Source organism: Vibrio sp. nBUS_14 (assembly GCF_051201655.1).
Taxonomy (GTDB): Bacteria; Pseudomonadota; Gammaproteobacteria; order Enterobacterales; family Vibrionaceae; genus Vibrio.
The window spans coordinates 708944-734288 of sequence record NZ_CP179207.1 but is presented as its reverse complement, the minus strand read 5'-3'; the positions used below and the strand labels follow the sequence as shown (position 1 = coordinate 734288).

General features: G+C 42.2%; 19 protein-coding genes and 2 pseudogenes. 6 read left to right on the top strand and 15 right to left on the bottom strand.

Features of this window, described 5'->3' with window-relative positions; translation table 11 throughout:
• Window positions 1–85: 85 nt before the first annotated feature.
• Window positions 86–1710 (bottom strand): annotated as a pseudogene (locus ACMAZD_RS20820) (ABC transporter substrate-binding protein).
• Window positions 1711–1854: 144 nt separating this feature from the next.
• On the opposite strand from ACMAZD_RS20820, the gene mpaA reads away from it, so the two are divergent.
• Window positions 1855–2562 carry a murein tripeptide amidase MpaA gene (gene mpaA, locus ACMAZD_RS20815; RefSeq protein ID WP_435250438.1) on the top strand — a complete coding sequence of 236 codons (708 nt, stop codon included), beginning with the start codon at window positions 1855–1857 and terminating at the stop codon, window positions 2560–2562.
• Window positions 2563–2834: 272 nt separating this feature from the next.
• Here mpaA and ACMAZD_RS20810 read toward each other — a convergent pair whose 3' ends face one another.
• From ACMAZD_RS20810 to ACMAZD_RS20785, 6 genes and pseudogenes are all read right to left on the bottom strand, one after another.
• Window positions 2835–4142: an IS4 family transposase gene (locus tag ACMAZD_RS20810; RefSeq protein WP_435250437.1), complete on the bottom strand. Its 1308-nt coding sequence runs from the start codon at window positions 4140–4142 to the stop codon at window positions 2835–2837.
• A gap of 323 nt (window positions 4143–4465) precedes the next feature.
• Window positions 4466–5242 (bottom strand): tetratricopeptide repeat protein, encoded by a 777-nt coding sequence (locus tag ACMAZD_RS20805; protein ID WP_435250436.1) that lies wholly within the window; start codon window positions 5240–5242, stop codon window positions 4466–4468.
• Between the two features lie 30 nt (window positions 5243–5272).
• Window positions 5273–5434 (bottom strand): hypothetical protein, encoded by a 162-nt coding sequence (locus ACMAZD_RS20800; RefSeq protein ID WP_435250435.1) that lies wholly within the window; start codon window positions 5432–5434, stop codon window positions 5273–5275.
• 458 nt (window positions 5435–5892) lie between these two features.
• A pseudogene (locus ACMAZD_RS20795) lies at window positions 5893–5997 on the bottom strand (QacE family quaternary ammonium compound efflux SMR transporter); the annotation flags it as partial.
• A gap of 115 nt (window positions 5998–6112) precedes the next feature.
• Window positions 6113–8410: a formate C-acetyltransferase gene (gene pflB, locus ACMAZD_RS20790; RefSeq protein WP_435250434.1), complete on the bottom strand. Its 2298-nt coding sequence runs from the start codon at window positions 8408–8410 to the stop codon at window positions 6113–6115.
• A gap of 233 nt (window positions 8411–8643) precedes the next feature.
• Window positions 8644–8988: a DMT family transporter gene (locus ACMAZD_RS20785; protein WP_435250433.1), complete on the bottom strand. Its 345-nt coding sequence runs from the start codon at window positions 8986–8988 to the stop codon at window positions 8644–8646.
• A gap of 252 nt (window positions 8989–9240) precedes the next feature.
• Between ACMAZD_RS20785 and ACMAZD_RS20780 the strand changes: the two genes are divergently transcribed.
• From ACMAZD_RS20780 to ACMAZD_RS20765, 4 genes are all read left to right on the top strand, one after another.
• Window positions 9241–10389, top strand: a complete 1149-nt coding sequence (locus tag ACMAZD_RS20780; RefSeq protein WP_017064961.1) for an S-(hydroxymethyl)glutathione dehydrogenase/class III alcohol dehydrogenase — start codon at window positions 9241–9243, stop codon at window positions 10387–10389.
• Window positions 10390–10544: 155 nt separating this feature from the next.
• Entirely contained in the window at window positions 10545–11384 is an 840-nt protein-coding gene (gene fghA / locus ACMAZD_RS20775) for an S-formylglutathione hydrolase (protein ID WP_435250432.1), read from the top strand.
• 160 nt (window positions 11385–11544) lie between these two features.
• Entirely contained in the window at window positions 11545–11925 is a 381-nt protein-coding gene (locus ACMAZD_RS20770; protein ID WP_435250431.1) for a DMT family transporter, read from the top strand.
• A gap of 126 nt (window positions 11926–12051) precedes the next feature.
• Window positions 12052–12453, top strand: coding sequence for a hypothetical protein (locus ACMAZD_RS20765; protein ID WP_435250430.1), 402 nt, complete (start codon window positions 12052–12054; stop codon window positions 12451–12453).
• Between the two features lie 124 nt (window positions 12454–12577).
• On the opposite strand, the gene ACMAZD_RS20760 is transcribed toward ACMAZD_RS20765, so the two are convergent.
• The gene (locus tag ACMAZD_RS20760; protein WP_435250429.1) at window positions 12578–13834 is read right to left on the bottom strand and encodes an MFS transporter; all 1257 of its coding nucleotides are present in this window, start codon (window positions 13832–13834) and stop codon (window positions 12578–12580) included.
• 136 nt (window positions 13835–13970) lie between these two features.
• Between ACMAZD_RS20760 and ACMAZD_RS20755 the strand changes: the two genes are divergently transcribed.
• Entirely contained in the window at window positions 13971–14708 is a 738-nt protein-coding gene (locus tag ACMAZD_RS20755; RefSeq protein WP_435250428.1) for a 4'-phosphopantetheinyl transferase family protein, read from the top strand.
• A gap of 48 nt (window positions 14709–14756) precedes the next feature.
• Here the strand turns inward: ACMAZD_RS20755 and ACMAZD_RS20750 are convergent, their stop codons facing one another.
• The 7 genes from ACMAZD_RS20750 to ACMAZD_RS20720 all read right to left on the bottom strand — a co-directional run bounded on the left by ACMAZD_RS20750 (window position 14757) and on the right by ACMAZD_RS20720 (window position 24912).
• Window positions 14757–16508, bottom strand: a complete 1752-nt coding sequence (locus tag ACMAZD_RS20750) for an ABC transporter ATP-binding protein (protein ID WP_435250427.1) — start codon at window positions 16506–16508, stop codon at window positions 14757–14759.
• Window positions 16502–18166 carry an ABC transporter ATP-binding protein gene (locus ACMAZD_RS20745; RefSeq protein ID WP_435250426.1) on the bottom strand — a complete coding sequence of 555 codons (1665 nt, stop codon included), beginning with the start codon at window positions 18164–18166 and terminating at the stop codon, window positions 16502–16504. The genes ACMAZD_RS20750 and ACMAZD_RS20745 overlap by 7 nt, the downstream gene beginning before the upstream one ends.
• Before the next feature lie 49 nt (window positions 18167–18215).
• On the bottom strand, window positions 18216–19319 hold the full coding sequence (locus ACMAZD_RS20740; RefSeq protein WP_435247125.1) for an ISAs1 family transposase: 1104 nt from the start codon (window positions 19317–19319) through the stop codon (window positions 18216–18218).
• A 285-nt stretch (window positions 19320–19604) separates the two neighbouring features.
• A complete protein-coding gene (locus ACMAZD_RS20735; protein ID WP_435250425.1) occupies window positions 19605–20324 on the bottom strand; it encodes a thioesterase II family protein in 720 nt (239 codons plus the stop codon).
• Entirely contained in the window at window positions 20317–21444 is a 1128-nt protein-coding gene (locus ACMAZD_RS20730) for a Gfo/Idh/MocA family oxidoreductase (protein WP_435250424.1), read from the bottom strand. The genes ACMAZD_RS20735 and ACMAZD_RS20730 overlap by 8 nt, the downstream gene beginning before the upstream one ends.
• Window positions 21444–22514, bottom strand: a complete 1071-nt coding sequence (locus tag ACMAZD_RS20725; RefSeq protein ID WP_435250423.1) for an NAD-dependent epimerase/dehydratase family protein — start codon at window positions 22512–22514, stop codon at window positions 21444–21446. Before ACMAZD_RS20725 ends, ACMAZD_RS20730 begins: the two co-directional genes overlap by 1 nt.
• A complete protein-coding gene (locus ACMAZD_RS20720; protein WP_435250422.1) occupies window positions 22507–24912 on the bottom strand; it encodes a class I SAM-dependent methyltransferase in 2406 nt (801 codons plus the stop codon). Before ACMAZD_RS20720 ends, ACMAZD_RS20725 begins: the two co-directional genes overlap by 8 nt.
• Window positions 24913–25345 lie beyond the last annotated feature (433 nt).

Sequence of the window (25345 nt, the reverse complement as noted above, 5' to 3'; positions counted from 1 at the left end):
CAGATTAATGACGAAGGGACATTGATCAGATATTTATGATCAACGTCCCTTTTCTTCTATTTCTATTGATATGTCAGAGGCTCAATTACTCAGTGATGTAGAGATCCTTAGAATAGATGCGCCCTTCCACGTTGTTCTTCGCAAAGCCACCAACACTTGGTCGCACTAGGCGAGCCTGCATGTAGTAATAAATTGGCACGATAGGCATATCTTCAGCCAGTAACTGTTCCGCTTGATCATAGAAACCTTGACGATCTTGTTCACTGGTTGCGGCCAATGCGCTGTCCATTGCTGTGTCGTATTTGTCGTTGTTGTAGCGCGCGAAGTTACCGGAAGATTCAGAACGCAGTAGGCTCAAGAATGTCGACGCTTCATTGTAATCACCACACCAAGAAGCCCGCATCACATCAAAATCACCTTGGCGACGTGATACTAGGTAAGATTTCCACTCTTGGTTTTCTAGCTCAACTTGCGCGCCTAGATTACCTTTCAGCATGGAAGCAATCGCCGCTGCAATCGACTTATTCGATTCACTGGTGTTGTAGAGCAATTTGAAATCCAATGGATTAGCTGCATCGTAGCCCGCTTCTTTCAACAGCTCTTTCGCCTTTTGGTCGCGCTCCTTTTGAGTCCATGTGCTGTATTCAGGCTGAGTCGCATCAAAACAGCCGTGTACTCATGGGCAAAGGTATAAGCCGGTAAGTTACCCACCTGAGTGACACCGTTAGTGATAACATCACGCATCATTGAATACGACACCGCTTTGCGCACTCGCGCGTCATCAAATGGAGGTCGCGTGGTATTGAACGCGTAGTAGTAAGTACACAACAAAGGTACTGCAGTAAACGCATCTTGGTATTTGGTTTTGAGCTGCTGCGCCATGTGTGTCGGCACGTCTGAAGTAATATCAACCTCGCCCACCGCATAACGGTTGATCGAGGCATTCTGGTTCTCGAACGGAATGTAAGTCACTTCGGTTAAGTGCGTATCTGCGTTGTCCCAATATTTCGGGTTCTTCTTCAGTTCAATGCGCTCGTTAACCACCCACTCGTCCAATACAAACGCGCCATTCCCCACAAACTGCTTAGGATCGCTCCACGGCTTGTCGCTATTTTCTAGGGCTGATTTATGCACTGGCATCATGGATGTGTGGCCCGTCATGGCCACAAAGTAAGGCACTTGGCTGTCGAGTTCGAACTTCACCGTGTGTTTATCAACAGCCGACACGCCTAGCTCTTCAATCGGCTTCTTACCTTCTGCCACATCTGCAATATTGTTGATTTTGGTGAGCTTCAGGTACCACACATTTGGCGATGCCGTTTTAGGGTCTACCGCTCGTCGTATCGCATACACGAAATCATCGGCCGTCACCGGATCGCCATTAGACCATTGCGCGTCTTTACGCAGGTGGAATACAAAGGTCTGGTTATCTTCGGTTTCCCAAGACTGTGCAACACCTGGGGTAATATTACCATCGCGGTCTTGGATCACTAAGCCTTCAAACAGATCGCGTAGTATGTGCATTTCAGGTAAGCCTTCTGCCTTTGCAGGATCGAGTGTCGCCGCTTCTGCATCACTCGCACGCACTAAGTGTTGTTCTTTCGCCAGAGAAGTTCCGGCAGGCAATGTGTCAGCAACGGCAGTCACTGAGATAAAAGGGGGCAATAGAGATGAAATAAGTAACGCCGTTGAATATTTCTTAAAATCCATATGTTTTTGCTCTCCTAGCCTATCTTTGAAGCAAGTAATAAAATTAACAATGCGACTGTTGACGAGTTTTAACGCTTTAGTTTATTTAAGTAGGTTTGTGTAATAGTCAATACTTGATAGTACTTGATCAATCAGGAGATTAAGGTGAGTTTAATTCCAAGAACGGAAAGAGCTGCATTTTCAATAAAGCCGCTGCCATATGGCAAGTCAGTATTGGGCGCACCCTTGCTCTATTTCCCAGCGCAAATAAAAAGCGAATCTCGCGGGCTAATTTTAGTGGGTACACACGGCGATGAAACTGCTTCTATCGTGGGTTTGTCTTGCGCGCTAAGGAGTTTGCCTGCCGCCAACTTACGACACGATGTGATTCTGTCGATGAACCCAGATGGCAACCAGTTAGGCACTCGCGCTAACGCCAATCAAGTCGATTTAAACCGAGCCTTCCCGACTCAAAACTGGACAGAGAACGGCACCGTCTATCGCTGGAGCTCCAACACCCCAGTCAGAGACGTAAAAGTAAAGACGGGGCAAACCAACCAGATCGAGCCAGAAGTGCAGTCACTCATCAAGCTCATTGAACAGCGTAAGCCCAAATTCGTCATCTCTTTCCACGAACCACTCGCTATGGTCGACGACCCAACTCAATCGGAACTCGCTTCTTGGCTAAGCAAACAGTTCAACCTACCGCTCGTCGAAGACGTCGATTACGAAACCCCTGGCTCATTCGGCACATGGTGCCAAGAAAGAAGCCTACCGTGTATTACTGTAGAACTACCGCCAGTATCTGCGGATTTGACTATTGAGCAGTATTTGGATGCGTTTTTGGCTGTATTGGGGTGTGAGAAAGGGTAGCCCTGCTCATTGTTGGACAAAAGTGTCTCAGGACTTACTCTAAATTAGCAAGTCGTGGGTAACTTTAGGTATGGAAAGGTGAGTATTGGAGAGCGAGCACGATGCGTAAAATCGCACTAGTAAAAGGTTAGTTTAGATGCCAACTAAATGCGGTTCCACTCAAACCACTATTATTGAATAAAAAGCCTTTAGCGGTGTAGCTAGAAGACATTCACCCTTCGAATTGACTTTGTAGTGTAAAAACGGCTCCCTATGGGAGTAATGCCGTTCACTTAAGAGTGAACGGCATTTTTGTTCTTAGCATATCGTTGTGGCCTAGGTTTAACTTTTCTAGGGAATGTTCTTTCCCTTCGCCCTTCAAGTATTAAGCTTTCAGCCATGTTGTGGAACCCCTTTAACTGCCGAGGTATTGCGCCTGGTGTTGAGTAAGGTAAGCCTACAAGTAACGCTGATACATGAGCCAATGTGCCGTTAAAACTCAGTTGATAGGGAAGATAATTTCCCTTTAAATTGAAGCAAAGCTCGACCATCTGATATCGGATTAAATTGTAAGTAAGCAAGATGCCCCATAACTCCTGCTTTACCAGCTCCGGTAAACGACTTCGCAGCGTAAGACGGTTTCCAAGCATGTATTGTTTTTGTTCTCGGTAGCCTAACTCTATTTCCCAACGATGCTCATAGAGGCCTACAATATCTTTTGATGGGTAACGCAGAGAGTCCGTCATGGAAGTTAATACTTGGTAGTCTTTTCCTTTAATTTTACGAGTGACAAGTCGAGCGGTTATCGACTTTGGTAAATCAGGCCATAGCTTTCTCGCCCTTGGATTACTGTGTAGTTGAACCAGTTTGTCATTTCGCCCTAAAGATTGAACAATATCATATTGTGTATTTTTCTTGAGGGGAATAAGCCAATGGCGCTCTGAGCCAGAGTCTTGCCATTTATGTAATAAACCTAAAGAATAGAAACCCTTATCGAACATTGTCACACTATGATTCGGTGTTTTTTCTATCAGTTTTTCAGCTAATACCATTTCGTTTGTATTGTAATTATCAAAGGCACTGGACGTGATTATGTGACTGCTTAGTTCCATTTGGCAGACCATTCTCACTTGCGGATATTGTGTCCCTTTTTGTCGAGAAAATGCATTTTCATTTTGTGGATTATCGGGCGTTCGCCAAACAACTCCATCGACGCCAAGCAGCGTTAATCCATTCCACTGGGGTAACTTTGCACTTTTTAACCATGAGGTTGTCATTCGCTCAAAGACCGCTTTAATTGCGTCTTCACCCAACGTCTTTCGTCGTTGAGTCAACGCGCTCGGTGCGACAAAAGCTTTACCTGTACGGTCGACAATATCGAGCTGGTTAACTAAGTTTTTCATGGATTTATTGTTGTAGATAGCCATTCCAACAAGTAACCAAACCATGGATTCTAGAGTTAATTTCCTCTTTCTCATAGTGACAGTATCAGTAAGAGAATAAGCTTCATCGATGAGGTCAATTGGAAGCAAGTCAGACAAAGTTTCAACGTTGCTAGGTTTCCAATCATTAATTATGTTTAGAGCTTGGGAAACATCCATAAAAAAATCCAAGTGCATTAAATACACTTGGATTTTGACAGTTCTGGAGGATCGTTCAACCGATCACTTTGGCTTTAACTGATCGGCATTACTCCCTATGGGAGCCTGTTATATGTCTAAATCTCGGAGCGGATTAAGTGCGGTTAAGTTCAATCAACTATCGACGTTGCATGAAGGTTGTATTTAATTACATCGAATGTAATCAGACTCCAAACATATTTTAGCTCTTTTTTTCGCCTCATTGACATCGATTAATGTCATTCTTTTAGTCATTATATCGAAGTCGTTTTGCATCCCTTCCTTGCCATTATATTGAGCTAATTTTAACCACATGTAAGATGTTTTATTGTTTTATTGTTTTTAGTCACACCTTTACCTTCTGCGTACATTGATCCAAGATTGTATTGAGCTGTCGCAAGTCCTTGCTCAGCTGCTTTTGTGTACAAAGACACCGCTTTTTTTTCATCTCGAGAAACACCGGTGCCCTTTGCGTACATAACACCTAGATTGTTTTGAGCATCTACATCACCCTGCTCCATGGCTTTTCTATACCAAGACACCGCTTCTTTATCATCTTGAGAAACACCTCTACCTTTTGCGTACATAACGCCTAGATTGTTTTGAGCTGTCGCAAGTCCTTGCTTAGCGGCCTTTCCGTACCAAGACACCGCCTCTTTATCATCTTGAGAAATACCGATGCCTTCATCGTACATCCACCCTAAATGGTTTTGAGATCTCGCATGCCCCTGCTCTGCAGCCTTTTCATACCAATACACCGCTTCTTTATCGTCTTGAGAAACACCCGCACCTTGCTCGTAAGACATTCCAAGGTTATGTTGAGCATCTACAATCCCCTGCTCAGCGGCCTTTTTATACCAAAACACCGCTTCTTTATCATCTCGGGAAACACCTCGGCCTTCTCCGTACATAACGCCTAGATTGTTTTGAGCTAGCGCATGTCCTTGCTCGACGGCCTTTTTATACCAAGACACCGCTTCTTTATAGTCCTGAGAAACACCTCGGCCTTCTGCGTACATGGTGCCTAGATTGTTTTGAGCTAGCGCGTGTCCTTGCTCAGCGGCCTTTCTAAACCAAAACACTGCTTGTGTATCGTCCTGAGATACACCTTTTCAGTCTTCATACATAACGCCTAGATTAAATTGACCATGAGCGTCCCCTTGCTCTGCCTGTTGAAAGTATGCAGCTTTTTTTGCTTCAATATCTTCTTGATGTCGATCTTGAGTGCACCCAGCCAAGCTAATAGAAACTATTAAGAAAATTAAAATTCGCATCTCTGACTCTGTTGTATAAGTAATAATTATTATTTATGTGTGTAACTTGTGATTTCCACAAAATCTATAACAAGTAGTAGCAAAGTCGCTATAGCGACCTTTAAATAGCAAGTAATAAGATAATGCGATCTTCTCTTTGTAACTTTCCATAAAATCAATAAGTTAGAAGAAAGTCAACCAAACAAAATGCTTGTTGTTGCATATTTTGAATATTTACTGCGTTTGAGTGAATTCTAGTCGGGAAAGGCTCGTCGCTAAATTGTGTAGAGTATTCAATCTGTCAAATAAACCGGCAGGGATGTGTCAGTCGAGAATCAACCGATTCGACTATTGAGAAGTTAACTAGGAATAAGTTCTTGAGGGTTAAACTTAACAAGTTCAGTAGCTGAAACTCTTGTGTTGCGTACATAACGAGTCACAAAGTTGTGCCCCCCTCACGCATAACACAACTAGTTCCCCTAATGACTCACTGACGTCGAAAACATGTTGATAATCACCACACCAGCCAGAATCAAAGCAATGCCGATGATTGAGAAGATATCGAGTTCTTGCCCGTAGTCTAGCTAAGACCGCACGCCGCCCAACAGCATCATTACGCTATATTCGACGCATAAAAAAGCGCGAGAGACGGATGTCATTCTCGCGCTTTTTTAGAACCGTATAACTCGAGGTTTACAGCTAAATCTTAGCAGTAAATGTACGGCTAATTACATCTTGTTGCTGCTCACGTGTTAGCGAGTTGAATCGCACTGCATAGCCCGACACTCGAATAGTTAATTGCGGGTATTTTTCTGGATGTTCAACGGCATCTAACAACATGTCACGGTTAAGCACGTTCACGTTAAGATGTTGCCCACCCTCAACACGAATCGATCCTGCATTTTCCTCATGATGAAAATAACCATCCATTAGTGCTGCAAGGTTCACTTTTTGGCTTAGGTCATCTTTACCTAGTGCATTTGGTACGATTGAGAACGTGTAAGATATACCATCTTTAGCGTACTCGAACGGCAGTTTGGCAACTGAAGAAAGTGAAGCCACCGCACCTTTTTCATCACGACCGTGCATTGGGTTTGCGCCTGGGCCAAATGGCATACCAGCGCGGCGCCCATCCGGCGTGTTACCGGTTTTTTTACCATATACAACGTTTGAAGTGATCGTAAGAATAGATTGAGTTGGAACCGCTTCACGGTAGGTATTCATTTTCTGAATTTTCTTCATAAAACGTTCAACCAGATCACAAGCAATATCATCGACACGTGAATCGTTGTTACCGAATTTGGGATATTCGCCTTCAATCTCAAAGTCGACAGCGATGCCATCTTCGTTGCGTACTGGTGTTACCTTCGCGTATTTGATAGCCGCTAACGAGTCAGCAACAACCGACAGCCCTGCAATACCACAAGCCATTGTGCGATGAACATCGCGATCCATTAATGCCATTAACGACGCTTCATAGCTGTAACGGTCATGCGAGTAATGGATCACGTTCAGCGCAGTGACGTATTGCGTTGCAAGCCAATCCATCATGTCATCAAAGCGAGGCATTAAGCGGTCAAAATCAAGAGTCTCATCCTCGATACGAGCAACTTGAGGGCCAACCTGCATGTTAGATTTTTCATCAACACCACCGTTAATGGTGTAAAGCAGCGCTTTAGCAAGGTTTGCACGAGCACCAAAGAACTGCATATGTTGGCCAACCACCTGTGGGCTCACACAACACGCAATAGCGTAATCGTCGTTATCAAAATCTGCACGCATTAGATCATCGTTCTCATACTGAAGTGATGAGGTTTCGATAGACACTTTAGCCGCGTATTGTTTAAAAGCGATAGGTAGTTGTTCAGACCATAGAACGGTCATGTTCGGCTCTGGTGCTGGACCCATCGTGTGCAATGTGTGCAAGTAGCGGAAAGTCGTTTTACTAACGAGAGTACGACCATCAACGCCCATACCAGCCATTGCTTCTGTTGCCCAAATTGGGTCGCCAGAGAATAATGAATCGTATTCAGGTGTGCGTAGGAAACGAACCATACGAAGCTTCATGATGAAATGGTCAATCAACTCTTGCGCTTGTTTTTCATCAATCAGACCAAGTTTAAGGTCACGTTCGATGTAAACATCTAGGAAAGTTGATGTACGGCCTAATGACATCGCAGCACCATTTTGAGACTTAACCGCAGCTAAGTAGCCAAAATAGGTAAATTGGATTGCTTCTTGCGCAGTAAGAGCAGGAGAAGACATATCAATGCCATACTTCAAACCCATTTCTCGCATTTCATCAAGAGCACGAATTTGATCAGTAAGCTCTTCACGTAAACGTAATGTCTTATCTAAATCACCACCCGTTTCAAGCATCTTCTGAGTCGATTTGAACTGCTCATTTTTGTCTGATTTCAGGAAGTCGATACCGTACAAAGCAAGACGACGGTAGTCGCCAATAATGCGTCCACGACCATAAGCATCTGGCAGGCCAGTAATAATACCAGAACGGCGACATGCTTTAATTTCGTCAGTATAAAGATCAAACGCTACTTGGTTATGCGTTTTACGGTACTCAGTGAAGATTTTTTCGATTTGTGGCTCTAATTCACGACCGTAAACTTCGCACGACGTTTTCACCATTCGAATACCACCATTAGCGATGATTCCGCGTTTTAGTGGTTTATCGGTTTGTAGACCAACGATTTTTTCGAGGTTTTTTGCAATGTAGCCTGCGTCGTGTGAGGTGATAGTTGAAACGATATCAGTATCAAAATCGACAGGGGCATGAGTACGACTTTCTTCTTTGATACCCTCTAGCACAGATTCCCATAACTGTGTCGTCGAATCCGACACGTCCGCAAGAAAAGACTCATCGCCTTCATAAGGGGTGTAGTTTCGCTGAATAAAATCACGTGCATTAACGGATGTTTGCCAGTCGCCAGCTTGAAATCCCACCCAAGCTTCCATCATATTGGTTGTCGGAATAGTCATAGTGACCTCCTAAGTTATTGATAAACAAATAATATCGATGATTATTTATAATCATTGGTTTCTGCTGGCTATACTAAACCGACCAATCTATGAGTAAAGTGAGCTGTTTTCATAAAATACATGCACAAAATGCATTTATTGAAGTTAATATATTATATTCAATATCTTAATCTTAAGGTCGACAACTCTAGCATTCCAATTAGTTTGTTCCTTCAGAAGTGGAAAATAGACTATTAATGACTCACCAACGTCGAAAACAGGTTGATAATCACCACTCCTGCCAAAATCAAAGTGATGCCAATGATCGCGTAGATGTCTAACTTTTGGCCGTAGATTAGCAAAGACAGCGCTGCGACCAACACGATCCCTGCCACACACCAAATCGCATACGCCACACCCAAGGGCATGGTTTGCACTGTGAGAGACAACAGATAAAAGGCACAGCCGTAGCTATCTAATACCGCGGCAGTGGTAGGTAAAGAAGTAAATTGCTGCGTTTTAGGTAATAGAGAAGTTACGGCAACTTCAAGCACGATAGCAAGTGACAGCATCACTGGAGGCAGGACAGATAAAAGCATGTTTGAGTCCACAACAATAAAAAACCTTCTAACTCATGACTAACAGGCTTTGTTCATGCGTTCCCCCCAATATTTATTATTACATATATGTAACAATCATTTTCCATTTTAGGGGATTATCAAAAATTAGAATCACACCTATACTGGCTCCAACAAAACGAGAGAGCGGAAACAATTAAGCTCAACTACTCTTAACGGGTTGAATTTAATTACACGGTTATCCGCTGTACTGACATATATAGGAAACATCCAATGACAATCGAAATTAAACCTGGTCAAACGCATATCAAATCAAAAGCAATGGTTGCATGGGCAGCTGGCGAGCCACTAAAAATGGAAGAAGTTGATGTACAACTTCCTAAAGCTGGTGAGGTTCTAGTTCGCATCGTAGCGACTGGCGTTTGTCACACTGACGCATTCACATTATCAGGTGACGATCCAGAAGGTATCTTCCCTTCAATTCTTGGTCACGAAGGTGGCGGCATCGTTGAGATGATCGGCGAAGGCGTTACAAGTGTTGAGATTGGCGACCACGTTATCCCACTTTACACAGCTGAATGTGGCGAATGTAAGTTCTGTAAATCTGGTAAAACTAACCTATGCCAAGCCGTTCGTGAAACGCAAGGTAAAGGCCTAATGCCAGACGGTACAAGCCGCTTCTCTATTAATGGCGAAACGATTTTCCATTACATGGGCTGCTCGACTTTCTCTGAGTACACAGTACTTCCAGAAATCTCACTAGCGAAAGTAAGCAAAGAAGCACCGCTTGAAGAAGTTTGTCTTCTAGGTTGTGGTGTAACAACAGGTATGGGCGCGGTACTTAACACAGCTAAAGTTGAAAAAGGCGACAACGTTGCTGTATTCGGCCTAGGTGGTATCGGTCTTTCTGCAATCATTGGTGCTCGCATGGCTGGTGCTGACCGCATCATCGGTGTAGATATCAACGAGAGCAAGTTCGAGCTAGCAAAACAGCTTGGCGCGACTGACTGCATCAACCCAACTAAATTCGACAAACCAATCCAAGACGTTATCGTTGAGATGACAGACGGTGGTGTTGAGTACTCTTTCGAGTGTATCGGCAACGTAAACGTGATGCGTCAAGCACTTGAGTGTTGTCACAAAGGTTGGGGCGAATCAGTCATCATTGGTGTTGCAGGTGCAGGCCAAGAAATCGCAACTCGTCCATTCCAACTAGTGACTGGTCGTGTATGGCGTGGTTCTGCTTTCGGTGGTGTTAAAGGCCGCTCTGAGCTTCCAGAAATCGTTAACCGTTACATGGCGGGTGAGTTTGGTCTGCAAGAGTTCATCACTCACACTATGGGTCTGCAAGACGTAAACGAAGCATTCGACCTAATGCACAAAGGCGAATCTATCCGTACTGTTCTACATATGGATAAGTAACAGCTCTTGGCCTCGATTCTTTCGAACATCGAGGCCAAAGCTATAAATCACAAGCAACAAACTGTCTTCACCACCTCCTGCCCGGTGGGTGGTGAAACTTTAAATGATATAGACATGTTACTCCCCAAAACCATCAACCTAACGGAGCACAATAGATGACAATCGAAAACATTAGCCAAGCAAAGGTTGCTGGTGGTTGGCACAAACAATACACCCACTTTTCTGCAACGCTTGACTGCAACATGCGTTTTGCGATTTTCTTGCCGCCAAATGCAAGCAAAGAAAACCCAGTTCCTGTTTTGTATTGGTTATCAGGCTTAACCTGTACCGATGAAAATTTCATGCAAAAAGCAGGCGCTTTCAAAGCCGCGGCTGAGCAAGGCATCGCGATTGTTGCACCCGATACTAGCCCACGTGGCGAAGGCGTTGCCGACAATGAAAGCTACGATCTAGGCCAAGGTGCGGGCTTCTATGTAAATGCAACTCAAGCACCATGGGACAGCCATTACCACATGTACGATTACGTGGTAACAGAGCTCCCAGCCTTGATTGAGTCTTTCTTCCCTGTGACTTCTGTGAAATCGATTTCTGGTCACAGCATGGGCGGACACGGTGCCCTAACGATTGGCATCAAGAACGAAGATAGCTACCGTTCTATCTCGGCATTCAGCCCAATCACCAACCCAATGCAATGCCCTTGGGGCCAAAAAGCATTTAACCAATATTTAGGCTTAGATATTGAAGAGTGGAAACAGTACGACGCCTCTGAGCTTCTAAAAACGAAAGGCACTAAGCTGCCAATGTTGGTTGACCAAGGCGAAGCGGACAACTTCCTAATTGAACAACTGAAACCTGAACAGTTAGTTGAAGCAGCCACAGTAAACAATGCCGATTTAGAGCTACGTATGCAGCCTGGTTATGACCACAGCTACTACTTTATCTCTAGCTTTATTGACGAGCACATTGAGTTCCACGCTGCTTACCTAAACAAGTAGTCACTCCTATTTAGCCCACAACTTGCAAAAGCGTGAGGTGTGGGCTTTTTTGTACCTGCTATCTAGGCGAAACCGCGATTACGTAATAGCAACAACAAAGATTCGCTCTTTCAAACACTCCGCTATACCCACAAAAACAATACAACCAAAAGGTACGACTATGAGCTGGTTTTTCTTGATAATGGGCGTAATGGCGGAAGCACTTTCTCACGTTGCACTTAAAGCCACCGATGGTTTTAGTTTGTCTAAACCAGTCCCAGCTTTACTGGTTATCTCAGGACACTTGGCCGCATTTTTATTCTTAAGCCAAGCCATGAAAGAGATGCCAGTTGGTGTGGTGCACTCTTTATGGGCTGGACTAGCGATTTTGACGGTGAGCTTAATCTCTAGCTTCGTTTACAGCCAACACCTAGACACAAAAGTTTGGATTGGCATGGGACTTGTTGCCACAGGCGTCATGTTGATCAACCTATCACAAGGCCACGCGCACTCATTTATCCAGGCGCTTTTAGATAGAAAGCGTCTGAACCGAAAATTCTGAACAGTGCGTCAATTCTTTCAGGTTTCCTTACAGAGTGATGCCGCTTTCACTTATACTTACTCTTACAATTGACAAGTCAAACCTGTTACCATATCACCTTCAACATCACCTATTTTAAAAGTTGCCATGAAAGCAATTAAGACTCTTTTTCTACTGATGATTTTAGCTTGCGGTCTATTCACGGCTTGGTTGTTTATTTCAATCCCCGCGACGATAGATAAGCAAACACTTGATGTTCCATTGACGGAACCGTTCAAACTTGTGGCGTACCGTAGTAATCCAAATGATACGAGTAAGCCATTTACTTATCACTACTACGTGATTTCAGATGCTGTTGATATCGATGATATAGACCCGTTTTTGATTACGACAGACCAGTTTGTAAAACTTGGCGAGTTCGACGAAAACACGTTTAAGCTAACGGTAAATGGTAAGATCGAGAGTTACACAAACGATTTGTGGATCAAAAAAACGGACGGTACGCTTCAGCACTGGTATGTCAGCGTTGATGCGAACTACGTCCGTTAACTAACTACTTGTTTAGCCTTTTTAAAACTGCGCTCCAGCGTCCAAGCCGAGCGCAATGTGCTCCTAGAGAACAATACATATTCAGTCCATGGCGCTTGCTTACTTGCTCAAGTATCGATAAAACTCAGTCATTGTACGCATCACTCCAGTGGCGATAATGAGTCGATTTCAACACTGCAAATAAGCAAAACAATGCAATCACTAGTCCGAGTACCAAAGCACTACTATATCCACTAACCCCCGCTAAACTGGTAGCTAAAGAAGAAAAGACTATCTCTCCAAAAGTCTGTGTTCCCTGAAAGAAAGCAATGTTTGTTGCAGGCTGTAAAGTCTGCTGAGAAAAACGCATTGAATATGTATAGGTGCTCACCGCAATAAAACCCATCCCCAAACCTACAATGACAGATGTTAGCCACACACACCATGCACCCAAAAGCCAATCTTCGGCGATCGCTATCCAAAGAAAACCGCCGCACATAACCAACTGCAAGCCAAACAGCAATGTTGAACGATATCCGCAACGCTTTATCATGTTGCTAGCAATGAAACAACCTACGAGCATTACTAGCAAATGACCAACTCCTGTTAGCATTCCTACTTGCGACATAGACCAAGATAAGTCAACCAAGATAAATTTTGACAGCGCCATTGTGATGACTCCACACAAAGTGGCGCATGAACATAGTACCAACGTTGAAGTCGCTCTTGGGGCTTTGAAAAACTTGAGAAGGGATGCCTTTGCTGTTGTACTGCTGTGCTTCACTTTCGGCTCTTGCCAGGTGATAATTGGTATTAGACATACACACACTATTGCGGCCAGTAGCAGTAAAGTCACCCGATACCCAACATATTCAAAAGCAACCATTGCAAACGGGCCTGCAATTAACATCCCGATAATAATTCCTGAAACCTGAATCGCATTCACTAAACCGAGTTGTGACTTCTCTGTATGGTCTGCTGCTAAACCATCAGTCGCAATATCTTGCGTCGCTCCCACAATAGAAATTATCGCGAGTAATAATGTTACTATGGCTAAAGTCTGTTCAGTAACGTTAATCATCGCTAATGTTATCAGTGTCATTACCATCACCAATTGCATAGGTATGATCCATGACTTTCTTCGCCCAAGAGAGCCTAGCCAATTATTTTCCACTAATGGCGCCCATAAAAATTTAATTGCCCAAAAAATTCCAGCGAGCGGTACCATTGAGATCAATTCTAGTGGTAAACCGAGTGTTTTTAATAGTGTAGGAATAGCATGGAATGTTAAACCAATAGGAATACCTTGAACAAAATACAGACTACAAATAATGACAAAAAAGACATTACTTTGTTTAGATTTTAAATTTTCACTCTCACCTTTAATATTGCAGCTTTCCATAAAAGTCCTTAATTTCATTTCTGTTCAATAGGTAAATTAGTGTATGGTTTTCTGAGAAACTAAATTATGCTTTACATATAAAAAAAAGTAAATGATAATTATTTGCAACAAGTAATTTAATCATAATTTTAAAGTAATGGAAAATTTATCATCAGAATTTATTAATGACTTCAAGTTTTTTAATTTTGATTATCAAGGTAAATCGTTAGATATAATGAAAATTAGTTTTTCTCCAGATAAATTTAGGGAAAACTTATTTTTTCACTTTGATATAGAATGTCCAAATTCAGTCAGAGAGTCTGTACCCAAAAGAAAGAGGGAGTTTTTGGCAGGCCGGATATGCACCAAGTACTTGATAAAAAAGAATTTGGGTTACGCAATCGACGTACCAATCTCCGCAGATCGTTCGCCAAAATGGCCTTGCGGATTAACAGGTTCAATATCTCATACCGATAATAGTGCTATTGCAATAGTGGGTAAAAAAGAACACTCAGGCGACAACCTTTCATTTGGCATCGATATCCAGACTTTAATGTCGCAGCAACAGAGCAAAAGCATCCAACCACTTGTTGCTGAAATAACAGAATTATTGCTATTGAAGAAGCTTAATTACTCTAATGAATATTGCACTACATTGTTATTTTCGGCTAAAGAGAGCATATACAAAGCTATATACCCACATATTATGGAAATAGTCAATTTTGATGCTGTTAATTTGGTCAATATTAATCATCATAAATCAATCCTGACCTTTTCTACATCCACGAACCTTAACAAAAACTTTAACATCAACAAAATTATCACGTGCAACTATCGCTATGACACCAAGAGAAATGAGATCACAACGCTATGCTTGTATAAACCAAGAAACTAAAAGCTGGCAAAAAAGTTATCTTGCCAGCTTTCTCTCAACAACAAAAAGCTACGAAATAAAGTGCCAACTTTGAGCTTGCTGTTGAAGGTTCCAAAGCTCATTATAAAGAAGTTTATTTTGCAGCAAAGTGTCGTGCCCCCCTTGCTCAACGATCTTCCCTGAGTCTAAAACAACAATATGATCAGCGTATTGAACTGTTGATAACTTATGAGCTATGACAAGTACGGTTTTATTCTGAACTAAAGCTTGCATTGCAACCTGGATATCTCGCTCATTTTCAGGGTCTAGAGAGGCTGTGGCTTCATCTAAGATAACAAGTGGCGCATCTTTAAGAAGCGCGCGAGCAATTGAAAGTCTCTGTTTTTCACCGCCTGATAAGTGTACACCACCAGCACCAATCTCGGTATCAAGCCCCTTTTCCATCTCCAACACTAAATTTTTGAGTTTCGCGAGCTCTATAACACGCCACAATTCATCATCTGTCGCACCTGGTTTAGCAACACGAAGGTTATTCGCTAGTGTGTCATTAAAAATATAATTCAATTGAAACACAATACTGACATGCTGAAGCCAATGCTCAACTTGCATACTTGCAATATCAACCTGACTTCCTTGTTCTCCTATTGAGATTGAGCCTGAATCAAGCTGCCAAAAACGAGCTATCAATGACGCAATTGTCGATTTACCTGAACCTGATGGCCCGACAAGTGCGGTTACTTTATTGTGAGGGAGCGTTAGGTTTAAACTATCAAAAAGCGGAAATTTTGAACCCGGATAAGTGAAACTCACATCCTTAAAGGTGATCGCCATATTTGAAATCTGCGGTCGGCCTTGACCATGTGGCATAGTAGGTAATGACAACACTTCATCAACGCGGTTTACAGCCAGATCTAAATAATTTAGCTCAGCCAAAAACATTGACATGTTAAGTAGCGGCCTGAAAAAGCGAACTGCTGCAATCAAAAATAATAATACTTCCGGTAAAGCTATAGTATGCTCTAACCAAGCCCAAGTAAGTACAACCAGCAATACAATTAAGCCTGACTCCACCAGTACATTAAAACTATATACAGGCCATACAGCTGCCTTCTCAGCTTTTAGGGCTTGATTACGTGTTGATGTTAAAACATCATTTAAACGTGAAAAAGCTTTCCCCATCATGCTATATGACTTGAGTTCCTTTAAGCCATTCATATACTCCATTACGGCATCATTCAGTTGATGCATCAAATGCTGCATGTGACTCTGCCACTTCCTAGCATAAGCTCGAGTTAGTAAGTAAGCGAAACAAGCTAATGGCAGGGTTGACATCATAGCCAGCCCCATTCGCCAATCTTTAGCTATCAAGCCTAAGGCAAAAAAGCACAATACTGAACCAGTGGCTATAATTGGCGCATACAAATGAGTAAAAATCCGCTCAATCATATCAATGTCTTTTAGCAAGGTGTTATTAACACTGCCAAAATCAGAACGCTGGAAAAAACCCATTGGCATTTTCCGTAAATGGTCACCTAAACGCTGACGAATTTGCTTTCCTGCATCAAAACCAATGAGAGAAATGTTCACGTGAATGATTCGTGCCAATAGGGCCCGTATGATCATCATGACAGCACACCCGATCACCAACATAAATTGATGCTGTATATCTGGCTTATCGGCTAACATATCCAGCAGAATATAATAAAGAAAGCCATAGGGAGCAGAAGCAAAGAAAGCATCAAGCACTGTCAGAAATACAGTTCGATTTAAACCTTTCAGAGACGTACCGGTTAAACGCTTTAAGGTCTTTATTCTTAACATGACTCGACACCCTCTGACACTGTCATAGTCTCTTCACCATTTGATGATTGCCCAAAGTGCCAAGCTTTAGTTTCTTGGTGTGCTTCCCACATGGACTGATATAGCTCGCAGCCTTCTAGCAATTCACCATGTGTACCTTCTGACACTTTTTTACCTTTATCCATAACAATAATTTTATCGACATGAGTAAGCGTATTTAAACGATGCGCAATAACTAATACTGTTTTGCCTCGCATTAAACTTGAAATTGCTTGCTGGATGCGAACTTCATTGCGCGCATCAGCATAAGCCGTTGCTTCATCAAGGATCAAAATAGGCGAATCTTTAGCAATAGCCCGAGCAATCGCAAGTCTTTGAGCTTGCCCCCCACTTAAACCCCCTTGAGCAACTATCGTCTCGTAGCCTTCTGGTAATGACAAAATAAACTCGTGAGCACAAGCTGCCTTCGCTGCATTAACTATGTCTTCATCAGAGAGCTCATTATTCCCCATGCGAATGTTTTCTTTGATAGTCTGCTCAAAAATATAAACATCCTGAAAAACAAAACTAACAAGCGACATCAACTGATCAAATGGAAAATCAGTTATCAGCTTATTACCTATAGTGATCTCACCACTCTGGTATTCAAAAAATCGAGGAATCAACTGAGCCGCTGTTGTTTTACCGGCGCCAGATGGCCCCACAATAGCGGTAATTTTTCCTTGCATAGCAGTAAAAGAAACATCATCAACAGTACTTTTAATCGCTTTATCATGTCTAAACGTTACATGATCAAAAGTGATACCTGTATGTGATATAGTTTGCTCTTGAGAGCCTTCACTCTGAGGAGTTATTTCACAGAAATATTTTATCTTTTCAACTCCTTTTAGCATCTCACTGAACATACCACCAAATTGAATAAGGTTATAAAGAGGTTCCATCAACCCCATACCTAGTAATATAAAAATAAATAATGTCGATAGCGTTAAATCACCTTGGGCGTATAACCACACGCTAACAGGTAATAAAAAAAGTAAACCAAGATCAAGCGATAACTTAAATAAAGATGCTGGCGTTTTTGTATCTAACAACCAATTCGTCACCAGTGTATGATGCTCATTCACCGCATCTCGGTATTTTTGATGCGAATCAACCGTCATGTTAAACGCTTTTACTACAGGTATAGATGCTACAAAATCGACAACACTAATATGCAAATTGGAAACAACCTTATGGTACTCATCTACTCTAACGTTAAAGCCTTTGAACATAAGAGCTTGTAAAACCAAGGCGATAGGTAAAGGCAAAAGAGCTATAAGTGCCAATCGCCAATCGATATATAACAAGAGCAGTGACGCGACTAAAGGGCTCACAATCGCAGCAGCCATATCTGGTAAATGATGGGCAATAAAAGTCTCAATTCTGTCGACATCATCTGAAATGATTTTTTTCATTGATGCCGCAGCCTGTTTATTACTTTCACCTAATGATAACTGCCCTACACTATCAATAACTTGTTGGCGTATTTCAAATAACAGTTGAAAAGCAGCTTTATGCGACAATAATCCAGATGCTAGTTGCAACAGCATTTTCATTGCTAATGCAATCGCAGCAAGCAAAACTAATTGCCAGACAATATAAGAGTCAGCAATAGCGTCATTGATAAATCCATCAACCAAATGGTAAATAATAAAATATGGTACAACCGAAGGGCACGAATGTACTTTGTTAATTTGATGTAAACAAAACCGAAGCTCTGTAATCTTTGTCCCATACCGCTTTATTCATCTTCCTGGGTACTGACAAGTTCCCTTCGGATTTTCTAAACAAGTTCTGAACAAAACGTCTGCAACAAGCCATATTTAGTGCTGAATCTCCAGCATAAATACATTGTTCATCTTCTTTGAAAATAACGTCCAACGCCCAGTGCTGCTGGTTCTCGATGTGCCAGTGTTTTCTGGTCGCTTGTAAGGCTAACTCTAACGACAAGTGATCTGTGCAAATATAATACGATGTTTCATAACTTCCTTTCCCTTTGACACTTCTATCTCTCACCACTGCAACAACACTTTTAACGACAGACCACTTTTCTCTGAGTGCTTCACTGAAGGCTGCTGGGAGAACGTAAACCTCACGAACCTCTTTTCTGCCATGCCCTTTATCTTCGGTGATGTATGACTCTTGTTTATCTTCAGGCAAAGACCAATAGTCTTGGAATTGTGCATCCACTTCTGCAAGCAAACTGGGCTGATTCAGTTTGACTTGCACTAAGAAATCGCCACCTTTATCAACCACTTTATTCAGAGTTTCAACCTGACAATGCAGGGCATCAGCCGTTAATAGACATCCTTTTATATCTAAAGTATCTAACAGGTTTCTTATCGCTGTTAGCTCCGTCCCTTTGCCTTTACAGGGTTGATGTGTGAGGGTCAAACCTTCATCAACATCGAATGCCGAGACCATATAAAGGGGGTTATCTTGTTTGTTTGCTTTAGCACCTTTTAGTACCTTCCCGTCAACACTGATGATAGGTTGAGCATGCCTCTCTCTATGCAAATTAACCCAGCCCACCATAGCTTCTAAGAGTGTTTCAGGAACAATAGTCCTCATAATTGCTGCAATATTATGACGAGTAGGAAGGCCATTTTCGTAGGGGAAATACTCACGTAACCAGTCGATATTTCCTTCACCAAAATCCTTGATATCCGTCCACTTGTTTTGACCACAAAGCATGGCTGTTATGACAACAAAAGCGACTTCTATAACAGGGTAGACTTGGTTGATGTGCGAACGGGTATCTTTCACTTTTTTTAGCTGTTCAATGATAATCATGCGAGTTTCTCATATTTTTTATTTCATGATCTGATCGTGACTATCAGGAAAAGTTCCAATTGAAAATAAAGTTATTTATTTTCAATAACTAAAGTTCGATCCCGCCCTTGGTACAACCGTAAGTAAAGAATAAGCAACGGCTAATACCATAGACGATAAAAGCTTACGGCGTTGATTTGCAACCAATTGAATTAACCATGAAAACGGCGTTCCTTTCATTTTTTTGCCTATATAAAGAAATAAAAACAAAAGCGTAAGATTTCACCTTACGCCCCCAATAAAGAACTAAGACATTTTATTTTTAAGGTAGTCAAACAATGTAGGACAAAGGTTATTAAGGTAAAAATGCCCACCAGAAAAACGCTGAAAATCAAACTCCCCCGCAGTTGCTAATGACCAATCTAGAATCTCACCTTCTGTTACTTCTGTATCTCCCTCACCTAGCAAAGCACTAAGAGGACAAGAAAGTGTTGGTAAAGAGTCGCGTTGATACTTTTCTATTGCCTCAAAATCAGCACGAATAATAGGTAGCATTAACTTTCTAAGGGCTGGGTTATCAAACACAACCTCTGATGTTCCTCCCAACCCCATGATTTTGTTAACCAAAGCATCATCACTTTGCTTATGGTAGTCGGTTCCTCTACTTTTATGCGGTGGAATTCGTCCTGAAGCAAAGAAATACGCTAATTTACGACCCTTCTGCTCCCAGCGTATTGCGGTTTCAAACGCCAAAGCAGCGCCCATACTGTGGCCAAAAAAAGAGGTGGGACGATGAGGCAAAAAAGATAAACTTTGCGCAACCTCATCAGCACACTGATGTAAGCAAGTCTTGAGTTTTTCTGACAATCGATGACCACGACCTGCGAGTTGAACTGCATACACAGCAGTATGATCATCAATATGGTCACGCCACGGCATGAAATATTCCGCATTCCCTCCAGCAAAGTGAAAACAGATTAGCTGCCTACGTGTGCCTGGTTTAATGAGTTTCAATTGCTTATGCATTTTCACTCTCCTGATGATATTCAACCAACCAACCTTCAATAGAAGGTCTCGTCAACATTGGTTCTTGCGCCGAAATGACTTCAGGATTACCAATGCACCCCATTAAAGATCGCCATACTGATGCTTGCCCTAGTAAGAATTGTGCTGATGCAGGGGTTGGTGATTCAATATTACTTACCATGCCATGTAATGCAGTTCTGATTGCCTCTGGCCAATGCTCGTCAATAATTTCTTCTAAGCTTGGCATTTCTTTGTATAGAAACTCGCAAGAAGCGGGCTGATAAAACTCTGGAGCTTGTTGTTTATCGAGCAACTCTCTCACCCCATTTTCCTCAGGGGTTCGAGGTATATGAAAAGCTCTATTCCATAACACTGGGCCATGTGTGTTCACTAACACCAAATTGCCACTCGGTAACCCCACAGTACTGCGATGCATAATGTGGAAATGATTATCAGGGTCGCCGGGATCCAACTGGTTCTGAATCTTCAAGATGAGCGGAATCCCAGCAAAGACACCGTGAATTACTTGATAAGGCGGTAATAGCTCTGACTTTAATTTTCTCACCTCAGACCAATCAACATTAGAATGGAACTCAAATGGCGTAACCCCTCCTAATGCCTGCCCCAACATATCGAGCAAGCCGCAAATCACTTGTACTCCACAGGTCGCTTCAATAAAGCAAGGCTGCTGAGTTTCACGCGCTTTCTTTAAGTACTCAACAAAGTGGCGAACAGCTGGCACATTCGGATAATGAGTATTAATTTGGTAATGACATCCATTTTTCCTCGCTAACTTTAAGCACTCCACGACTTCTTTTTCATAAACGGGATGCTCTTGCAGAACATGTATGCCTTTTTCTAATAATGCGCGGGCAAGTTGTGACCCAGCCCCCCCTACAATTGCAGAACGAACAACAACACATGCAATATCAATATCGTGAGGTAATTCTGATACCTCACGATATAAAGGCACACCATACTCCTTAGCTATTGTTAACGAGCGTTCACTCCCTCTTGCTAAAATTCCAGCAAGTTCAAATCCTGGGAATTGGCGTTTAAATGCGGAAAGGTATACCTGACCAAAAAGCGTTCCACATACAACAACACGATATGTTTTCATCACAAAGCCCCCTCTTCAAACGCCAATTCATAATTAGGCTCAATCGAGAGGTCCCAATGACTAAACATATTTTGTTCGTGCAAAAACGAGATTAAATGACCTGTTTCAATTATTTCAGAAAGCCAAAACACACCATTATTTAAGTGAGACGATGATTGCGTTAACAATTGGTGCGCAGTAAAAGCGGCGACCAGTCCCGTCATTCGATAGCCATCATTAAACTTACAACGAAGCGTTAAATTAACTGGCTGTTGAGCAATCCAACCTTGCGCATCCATTGCGCAATATTGCTGAGTACCATACTTCTGAACCATGGATTGACTCAGGCTAACTAACGCTGCAGTTTGCTCCTTATCACTTTCATGTGCTGACATTAATAACTGTCGATCAGCGACTAAATTAAAGGCCGCGAAGTTAGATATTGAAAGTGTGTTAGCGACGCGTTGATGCTCAGCACTCAAATAAGGTAATGCGGTAAATTCTTTTACCTCAGGTAGTGGTTGATACCCCTCTCTTGTCCCCTCTCTCACCTTTATATCATCTCTAATTACCACCCCGCTTAAAGCATCATTACCCCCTAAGCTTGCAATAAAATCTATCGCAGACGTTGATGTAAATGCTTCAATACCCCCGACATAAAGCTCAATCCTGTACAGTTCTTGTAGCTTTTCTTTGGCAATAAAAGGAAGCAACGAGGTAAAACCGGGAACAAAGCCCGCTCCAAAAACACAGCTAACTGGTAAGTCTCGCCCCTGCAACTGCTGTTGAACGTGACCGAAAACATCATGCTCCCCCCCCACATCGACATATAAGGTGTGAGTGTCTATTGCAACGCGAGCTATATTGTCTCGAATCGCCGACGCAGGCCCTGCTGCATTTAAGATCAAATCATGATGATGGCAAACAGCTGCCACCTCCTTCTGATCAAACAAATCAACAACCCTATAATGTGTTAAGTCAGGACGTGGCTGTCGTCCTATTCGAGTAACTTGATAACCAAGCGCACAAAGCGCTTGGTCTACATGCTGTCCCACTTCACCACAAGCTCCGAAGATTGCGACTCTACTCATACTTTCCTCCTTGCATAGCAACTGTGTTTAAGTGCTTGGCTAGGGGTAAAACTTGAGATGATTGCATACAGGTAAAGTGATCACCTTCAAGTGAAATAACATCAATGTCACCAATACTATATTGCTGCCAAAAGTCATGCATATCGGCTTTAAGCGTGGGCAGTAAATAAGTTTCATCTTGCTGACAAGCGAAAGTGAAATCACCACTATAGAAAGATGGCTCATAATGAGTCACAGCCTGTAAACTGTGATGGAACACTGGATAGAGCTGAGAAATATCTCCTACTTTTACCGTTTGTTGATTTGATTGGATATCAAGCACTGTTTGAAAATTAGCGATACGCTGTGCTTCATTTGCTTTTGCGTTACTCGCATAATTTAGTGAAAGTTCATCAAAACCGAGCTGTTTAGCTTTAGCCACTACATCTTCAATATTAATTTGATTAGGCTTAGTGGCTAATAAAGCCAAATAAGTTTGCTCAAGCTGGAGTAGATCAATGCCGCTCCAAGGGTTTGGTACATTAAGTTCTTTAGCAAGAGCGACATCCGTCATCATAGGGTCATTTACTTTGTACGGAATTTGATAACTACTTGCGATCGTCAATGATGCGAACGGAGAGCCACATTCCATCGCTTGTCTTGCCAGCTCAAAAGCTATTAATCCCCCCATACAAAAACCAAAAAGATGGCATTTAGACAAATCAAAATTGTCTTCCAACAAGGCTTTGTATTGATCAGCTAATTCAACGATCAAATGTTCACTTGGAATGGTTAAATATTGCTGTCTATCTTGAACACTAATGCCATAAACCGGCGCTGTGAGGTGCTCTACAAGTGCTAAGCAAGGCATCACAGTGCCGCTACCATCATGAAGAATAATGATAGGCGCGCCGTCACCTTCTTTAATACGTTGCAAAGGAGTTGAACTATCTTCAATCGCACTGCTGTGCTGCTGAATTGGCTTTTGTTTTCGTAAGAAGATCGCAAGCTCTTTAATAGTGGGGGTTTGCAATACCTGGCGAAGTGTTCCTTCCCAGGGAACAGATTCTTCACCTAACTCTTGGCGGATCCTACTCACCCACTGCGTTATCAATAATGAGTCACCACCCGCACCAAAGAAATCATCATTTGGCCCCATATTAGGATTACCAATCACATCCCGACATGACGATAGTAATAACGTCTCAAGTTGATCAAGATCTTCTGATACCTCGTTTTGTAGAGTCTCTTGATGGCCTATAATTTCAGGTAACGCCTTTCTATCTATTTTACCGTTATTCGTAAGCGGAAAACGGTCTAAGACAGCCAATTGCGCAGGTACCATATAACTAGGTAAATCTTTACTAAGCTGTTCTAAGATTTCAGTCTTATCACATTCATGCTTCTGACCATTGAATTGGGCCAGCATAAAACTCTGACCTAATTGATATAAGGCTTCTTGATTATTTGGGAACGCAAATAACTTCTCAGCCCCTACATCCGACATTGCGTTTAACCAACGTTCCTGAGGCATAAATGGAGAATTTAATGCTAAACGTTCATCATTATGAGCGGTCAAGCCATGTTTGAATTCCATTGAAGTCATAAGTTGGTAATTATCTCTTGTCGCCTCAATTACAAGTAACCAAGCCCCTGGCTTCATTAACTCACGTAAGTGATTTAATCCTTCACGCGCAACAACGGCGTTGTGCAACACATTAGAAGAAACAACCAGATCATACTGACCGCAATCAAAGCCTTGCTCTAACGCAGGTTGGTTAAAATCGTATAAGCGATAATCGACAAAATCATAACCTTGGTAACGAAGCTTGGCTTCATTGAGGAAAAATGATGAAACATCAGTAAAGGTATACTCGACATTATGTGCTGCTAGAGCGGGAATCAGCTCGTTACTTGTACCACCAACACCAGCACCAATCTCTAGAATACGAATTGGCTGATCACGTTCTGCTAAGTGCTTTACTCTACTTAACGCCGCTGTGATCAACATTTTATTCATCATTTTGCTGATCAAGTTATCTTGATAAGTTGATGTCGCGACATCTAATTTGCCATCAGGAAACAACAAATCAAGAGGATCGGCCTTATCTTGCAGTAACTCAGGCAAACATTGACTACTTCGCTCAAGGTAGTTAACTAAGCCTTTATCACCATCCAAACACTCCAGTGCTTCGTAACATCCATTCCAACATAACGAGATATCATCTTCGCTCACTTGCTGAAGTAAAGCGTATGTTTCTCCATCATGTCGTGCTAACTGATTTTCAATAAGCGCTTTTAGCCATCGACTTAATAATTGTTTATGACGAGGCGCATAATTACCATCAGCAATCATGTCATCGATGTTTTTCTGTTGACCTTCACCTAATCCTCCACTTGATTGCAATGCTTGAACCATATGAAGCAAAGCGACTCTATCTAAATAATAAACAAAGTCTGTTACCGACTTCTCTGGCATTGTTTGCCTAATAGATTCTGCCGTCAAAGTTAACTCGGTTTCAGTCTCTGCAAATTGATGCGAGAACAAAGTACTTTTTGCATCATTTTGGTAAATAGCCGGCTCAATGTAAGCTTGAAGGTGATAATTATGCTTATCCCCTCGCGCTAAGACGACAGCTTGAGATACTGATGGTTGACGCTCAAACGCTGATTCTATTTCACCAAGCTCAACTCGATACCCTCGAACTTTTACTTGGTTGTCATCACGACCAACAAACACGATCACACCATCATCTCGGTAATAACCTCGGTCACCCGTTCGATACCAAGATGTTCCGGTATTCGCATCTTGGAAGAAATGGGCAGCCGTTTTCTCTTCATCTTGCCAGTAC